Origin of the sequence: Synechocystis sp. LEGE 06083 (assembly GCF_015207725.1) — a bacterium.
GTDB lineage: Bacteria > Cyanobacteriota > Cyanobacteriia > Cyanobacteriales > Microcystaceae > Synechocystis > Synechocystis salina.
Genome location: NZ_JADEWJ010000229.1, coordinates 1 through 6,644, shown reverse-complemented (window position 1 = coordinate 6,644; position 6,644 = coordinate 1). Strand labels below are relative to the sequence as shown.

The 6,644-nt window shown below is 38.8% G+C and carries 5 protein-coding genes; 4 read left to right on the top strand and 1 reads right to left on the bottom strand.

From position 1 onward, the window contains the following. Positions 1-296: 296 nt before the first annotated feature. The 4 genes from IQ219_RS15310 to IQ219_RS15295 are packed head-to-tail and all read left to right on the top strand — an operon-like array spanning position 297 to position 5,962. Entirely contained in the window at positions 297-2,432 is a 2,136-nt protein-coding gene (locus IQ219_RS15310; RefSeq protein WP_194073180.1) for a hypothetical protein, read from the top strand. Between the two features lie 13 nt (positions 2,433-2,445). After that, positions 2,446-3,513 (top strand): AEC family transporter, encoded by a 1,068-nt coding sequence (locus IQ219_RS15305; protein ID WP_194073179.1) that lies wholly within the window; start codon positions 2,446-2,448, stop codon positions 3,511-3,513. A 48-nt stretch (positions 3,514-3,561) separates the two neighbouring features. Further along, the gene (locus tag IQ219_RS15300; protein WP_228017172.1) at positions 3,562-4,953 is read left to right on the top strand and encodes an ABC transporter substrate-binding protein; all 1,392 of its coding nucleotides are present in this window, start codon (positions 3,562-3,564) and stop codon (positions 4,951-4,953) included. 7 nt (positions 4,954-4,960) lie between these two features. After that, positions 4,961-5,962, top strand: coding sequence for a cache domain-containing protein (locus IQ219_RS15295; RefSeq protein WP_194018998.1), 1,002 nt, complete (start codon positions 4,961-4,963; stop codon positions 5,960-5,962). A 73-nt stretch (positions 5,963-6,035) separates the two neighbouring features. Here IQ219_RS15295 and IQ219_RS15290 read toward each other — a convergent pair whose 3' ends face one another. After that, on the bottom strand, positions 6,036-6,452 hold the full coding sequence (locus tag IQ219_RS15290; protein ID WP_194018997.1) for a hypothetical protein: 417 nt from the start codon (positions 6,450-6,452) through the stop codon (positions 6,036-6,038). Positions 6,453-6,644 lie beyond the last annotated feature (192 nt).

The window sequence follows — 6,644 nt, the reverse complement described above, 5'->3', positions numbered from 1 at the left end:
TACTCTCCAGATTTTAACCCTATTGAACATCTTTGGTGGGAACTCAAAGCTTTCATTCGGCGATTTAGACCTAAAGATAAAGAATCTGTTGAAAAGTTAGCAGAAATTGGTGTTATGCTGAATTCTGTTACAGCTAGACAGAACTATTTTACTCATTGTTGTTACTGTGCCAGTTAGATGCGGAATCCGCCGTATTGCAATGGGAAGCAAATTAATTGAATAATTACAAAAATTCCTAACATTTGAATATTTGATTTGGCCACTGTAGTCCTTCCCTTGTTATTGCGCCCCTACCCATGGCGATGTTACCTCTGCCAAACTATTGCCGAATTGCCCCCCGCCAACCAGAGCCATTGCAAGAATGTCATAGCCAGCGGCCTATTACTTTGCAAAGTTTTCCAGGACTTAGTTTAAGTTTGCCTGAAGGAGGCTATTATTTAACGGCTAGAAAGTATTTGTATGAACAGTTTAACCATAATCAAGTATTTAATGCTTGCATTGATTATCTGGCAAAAGCCTTAGAAAAATTAGGACTGTTAGACAGCAATACTTCAGCTAAATTACTGCTAGTTTTTCCTGACCACACCCGCACTGCCATTGCCACCCGTCTACTTTTAGACGTTATTTTTTACTTCAAAGAAACCTATAACCATTTAAAATTTACTATACTTTTTGGTTTAGGTACCCATCCTCCTATGAGAGACGAAAGTGTCAGCCAATATTTGGGAGAGGAGCGTTATCAAAAACTGATTGATCTAGGGGTTGCTATTCGTCAACAAACTACAATTTCTCCAGTGAAACCTCAAGTTGAAATTAAGGTGCAAGACCAGTTAAAGCTGGACGAAGTTTCTGATTATAGCTTTGCCAGTTTGAATAGGAACACTGCCCAATTGCAACAACAATTACATCAAACGATAGCTCATTTAAATACAGTTAATTTATCGGATTTAGATGAAAATTTATTAATAACGAATCAATTTGGATTCACTGATCAAGCAAATGAATTAAATAAAGAACCTCAACAAATTACCACAAATTTATTTGATAATTTAAGTCTATCCCAAGAGTATTATCTTTCTTTGCCTGAGGAATTATGGCAACACCATCTCACTATTGTGGCAGGAGATACGGAGCTACATCCCTACGAAAGAAGAAGCGGAAGTGGCGGCTTGAATAAAATGTTGGTGGTAGGTTTAGCCAATATTCAGGCCATTCGCCGTAGTCACAGTACTAAGGTTTTGCTTAGTGCGCCGGTCAACCTGAGCACAGCAGAAAATGCCTTCGTTCATACCTTGGATCATTTAGTGGAGTGTTTTAATCAATCGCTATTAACCCATACTCCTTCCCTTGCCCGTACCTATCCCCTTGGTTTTTCCATTGTTTCCTTGCAAAATCAGCATATTAACGGTTTTTGGTTCGGTCAAAAGGATAAAAATCGGCAAGCTCTCACGGCGATCGCCAAAGAAAGTCACACTGTTCACTTACCTGAAAAAATTCATCTTTTGGTGGCGGATACAGACGAGAAGAAAGGTACGGATATTTTAGCTGGGGCTAGGGCTCTACAATACTTCTGCGAGTGGGATAGTGAGGAAAATTGTCTGTTAGCGGATACTCCCCGTCAAAGAGTTGCCCTACTATTTAACCCTTGTCGAGAACAGCAAAACCATGGCGGCATTGGTAATCAGGGGACAAAAAAACAATTAGATATTTTACAAAAAATAGTTTGCAATAAAATAAATTTGCTTGATAAACAGTTACAAATTTGTAAAGATTTAGACGATGCTATCGGTATTATAAAAAGTTACCGTCGACAAGTTTTGACCGCTTGGCATCACCATTTACAATTGATTAGTGAATTTGATGATTTTCTTGTAATGGTCAAGAATTTGGTGTTGATTATCCAAGAACTATCCAGCGTATCTAAACATCAAATTAATACTAGGGAATTTCTGCAGGCAACTTTGGCAAATTATGCCAGTGACTACAGTGAAGAAGGAAAATGTGTTCAAGAATTACTTGATATTTATCTTAACCAGCAAAATTTAATGGCAGTGATTGCTAAAATTGATCAATTCCAAGAGTATTATCAATTTTCTGAGGGTTTAGGAGAAGGGGGGCAAAGGGCTTTGCGGTGTTTAAAGCTACTGCATAAATTTGAAACGTTCTTGCTGGCCACAGATAATCAAACCGTATTAAATTATTTAGCAAAGCTTGATCCAAATTTGGACAACTATCTTCCTTCAGCGTTAAGAAAAAAATTAAGTGAACACAAAATTCATCTAAATTTACTAGGTATTTGGGGCATTGATTTAAAGGTTTACTCACCCCAACAATGTTTGGAGTTAGCGATCAACTATGGGCAATATTATAATCACCAGTCTCAAGATTTACGTATTGCTTTCTTGCAAGAGCCATTAATTGTTTACCACTAGTTATGGTTAACTAATGAATTCATTATTGATTATTATTTTCCGTCTCTATCTACCCATCGGTGTGGCAATTTCAATTGGTATTTTACTGAGTTGTTTGCTTAAAAAATCACAGGTAAAAATTTTCAAAAATAATCATCTTTCTTTAATTATTCCTAATTATTTAGGTAAGTTCCTGTTTTGGTTTGGAGTTCCCCTCGGGGTAATCAATTTCATTCACAAAGCAAATTTATCTGGAGGAATTTGGCTCTCTCCCATCGTGGCGTGGTGCGCGGTTTTACTGGGACTTTTTTTAAGCTGGCTCTTGATCCAAACCCTTTTCCCAAAACCTTCCCTTGCTTCCCAAACTAGTTTTACTCTCGTTAGCACAGTAGGGAATACTGGCTACATAGGTTTTCCCATTATTTTATTGCTTCCCCAACTGGGACCAGATTATTTTGGTTGGGCAATTTTATATGATCTTTTGGGAACCTTCTTGGCAGCTTATGGTTTGGGGACGATTTTAGCAAGTCGCAATTTACTTACCCGCAATAAAGTAATAAACTTTGGCTCTGGATTATCAATAGTTTCCATTGATCAAACCACTATATTCCATTCCATCAAATTATCTTTATTGCAAATTGTTCGCTGGTTACAAAATAACCTAGTCATCTTAGTTAAAAATCCTACTCTAATTGCTTTTGTTCTCGGCTTAACCTTGCGTTCTATAGTCTTTCCCCCCTGGCTAGATATTTCCTTAGAATGGTTTGCATGGTCAATAATCATGCTTTCCCTAATATTAATGGGTATGAGACTACAACAACTTGACTCATGGAGCAACATTAAGATCGCTTTCAGCGCCGTCTCGATTAAAATGCTTTTAGTTCCCCTAGTTATAGCCATGGCCCTGACCACCGCTGGACTGAGTGGACCGCCTCGCCTAGTCCTGGTGTTGCAATCCGCCATGCCCTCTGCTTTTGCCAGCCTCATATTAGCAGAAGCTTATGATCTAGACCGGGATTTGGTAGTAACGTGCTTGGGGCTAAGCTCGTTAATGTTGTTTTTCACCCTGCCTTTCTGGCTATGGGGTTTTACCACTTGGTAAGTTTGGTTACCTAAAACTCTCCATTAATCACTGACTGGTATCAACATTTTGCATAAAACTTTACCAAGATTTTTATCCTTTCCTATTACCATTTGTCTGGTAACTTTCAGTTCTTTCGTTTTATTTAGTTGTGATTCTAATTCAGTTAATACGGTTTTAACCCCTGTTGATGATAACGTATTAAATGTATGGTGGAGTGAAGGTTATTACCCAGAAGAAACAGAAGCAATTCAATCTTCAATTAATGCCTGGCAAACTAAAAATAACGTTGATGTTCAAATAACTTTTTTCAGTGAAAAAGATTTAGTGCAACAGGTAGAAAATGCCATAAAAGCAGGCAATGCACCGGATATTATCTATAGTTACAGTATTGATCTGGTGCTCTTACCCCGGCTAGCCTGGGAGGGAAAATTGGCAGACGTTTCCAGCATCATTGATCCGATTAAACAATCCTATGATCAAGAAGCGCTTAAAAACGTCAATTATTTCAATAATCAAATTCAAAAGCGTTCCTATTACGCTGTCCCCATTTCTCAACAAACAACCTACATCCATTATTGGCAAGATTTACTAGACCAGGCAGGAATTAGTAATGATAAACTTCCTAAGGAGTGGGATAGTTTTTGGCGCCTCTGGGAAGTTGCTCAAACAAATTTGACTAAGCAGAATATTAACAACATTTACGCGATTGGTTTGCCTATGTCCGCGGTGGCAACGGATACTTTTACGGTATTTGAACAGTTTTTAGAAGCCTACAATGTGCAACTTTTAGATGATCAAGGCAAGCTCCGCTTTGATGATCCCCAAGTCCGTCAAAGCATTATTAAAGCATTGCAAGCCTATACTAATCCCTATTTAGAAAATTTTGTTCCTCCCAATGCTATAGAATGGGGAGACCCGGACAATAATATTAATTTTCTGAGCAATGGTACCTTGATGACGGCCAACGGTTCCCTCTCAATTCCTGGCTCTCAAAAGGGAGATCCAATTAATTATTTCCGAAGAATGCGGACAATTCCCTGGCCTAATAAGCCGGACAATACCCCCATGCGCTATGTCACCTCTATTAAACAAATTGCTATCCTAGCCGAGACCGATCGCCTAGAGGAAGCAAAAAGTTTGGTAGGGTTCTTGGTCGAAACGGAAAATTTGGAAGCATATTTGCAGGGAGCCCAGGGACGATTTTTACCTGTCATGCCGGCGATCGCCGCTAATGAATTTTGGTCTAGTGGAAAAGATCCCCATATTGCAGTGGCCATCACCCAATTCGACAACGCCCGTAGTTCTTATGTAGTGCTTAACCCGGCCTACAGTGAAGTCTTAGCCCAAAACGTCTGGGGAGAAGTTATCCATGCCATTGCTACCAATCAAATAACGCCTGAAAAAGGAGCTGACCAAGCCATAGAAAAAATAACTGATATTTTTAGTCAATGGAAATAATTTCCCTATGCAAAGCTGGCGACGCAGGTTCCTAAGTTATGTGCTTATAGCCTGTTTATCCTGCATTAGTTTTACTGCTTTCATTACCTACATTAGTCTACGCCAAGCTGTAATTCAACCCACTTTTGAATTTTTAGCACAGGTAACAGAAGCCAAAATTGAGCAATCAAATCATTGGTTTGGTCAATTAAAAACTGATTTTAAAATAGATTTAACAGATACTCAAGTCAGAGAAAATGCCATTGTTTTATTAACTGAAAGACTGAATATTAGTCCAGACTATCAACAAGCTTACCACTACCTACATAAACGCTTTAGTGAAAAATATCAGCAACGCCTAGCTACCTCCTTAATTACCAATAGTGGCATAGTAATTTTTTCCACTGACCCTAATCAGGAAGGACAATATCGTCCCCTACAAAATACTACAACCTATTTTAAGCTGGAAAATATTGATGATTTGACACCAAACTTTTACCAGTCTGCCACCGACCAACTGCCAATGATAACCCTGGCAAGTCCATTATTGGACCAGTCAGAAACAAGAATTGGAGTGTTGACCATAGATTTAAATTTATCTGATCTTGACCGGTGGATTCGCCAACCTATAAAACCCAAGAAAAATGTCGGCAAATTATCAGGGGAAATAGATAGTTACTTAGTGGGAAAGTTGTCTTTAACTACTAACACCTTCGTCAGCCAGAATATTCATCGAGAGGGAAATCAAACTAATTTTGCTGAAAATACTATCTCAATTTCTACCTTGAAAAGCGATGGTATTAATAATGCTTTAGGAATGGAAAGTGGTCAAGGCTTGTATTTAAACTATGAACAAATTCCTGTTTTGGGAGTTTACCGTTGGTTGCCAGCTTATCGCTTTGCCTTACTGGTGGAAGTTCAGCAGGCTGAAGTATTTCAATTGGCAAGGTTCCGTGCTGGGCAATTATTTGTTGGTGGTCTGGTGTTTATTGTGGTGGCCTCCCTCTGTTTATTACTGATTAAACTTTAATTTAAAATCATCTCCCAAATAAGTTATAAATACATAAGCATGGATGGCCATCATTAAATTTACAGAACGTATTTTAAACACAGGAAATCAAGCTTTTTTTCTTGGCAGAAACAGCATCAATTTTGCGGCTATCAAAAATGGGACAAACCCTAATGTATAAATTTTCCGGATGCCCATTGGTAAAAAAATGTAGAGTCGCCAGACAAAGCCAGCCCCAATCCTTATCTTTGCTGGTGTACCAATAGCCTCCATATTCCTCTTCTCGATTTTCAAACTGCAGATGATAACTAGGAAAACCCTGGGCATTAAAAATCAACTGAAACGTTGAGCCATCCCTAGTTTCAAGGCCGAGACGAGCTTTGACTAAATGAGTTAAAACTGCATCAGCTCCAGCCACAAATGATTCTGCCCAAAGCCCAACTTCCGGTGCATCAAAAAGCCAAGTATGGCCTAACCAATAGGATTGGATGATAAATAAACTATTGTTCATGGGATTCCACCAATTGATAAATAAAACTAGCGCAACGGTCTGAAGCGAGCAGATACTTTGGGATCTATCCTGTCCCTTTGACCGGTTACGGCAGATTCTATGACGAGGTGGTACAATGAGGGACAAATATTCAGGGGAGTTCATCGAAAAGTAAAATGCCAGCTCTATCAGTTGATCTAAGAGAAAGGATAG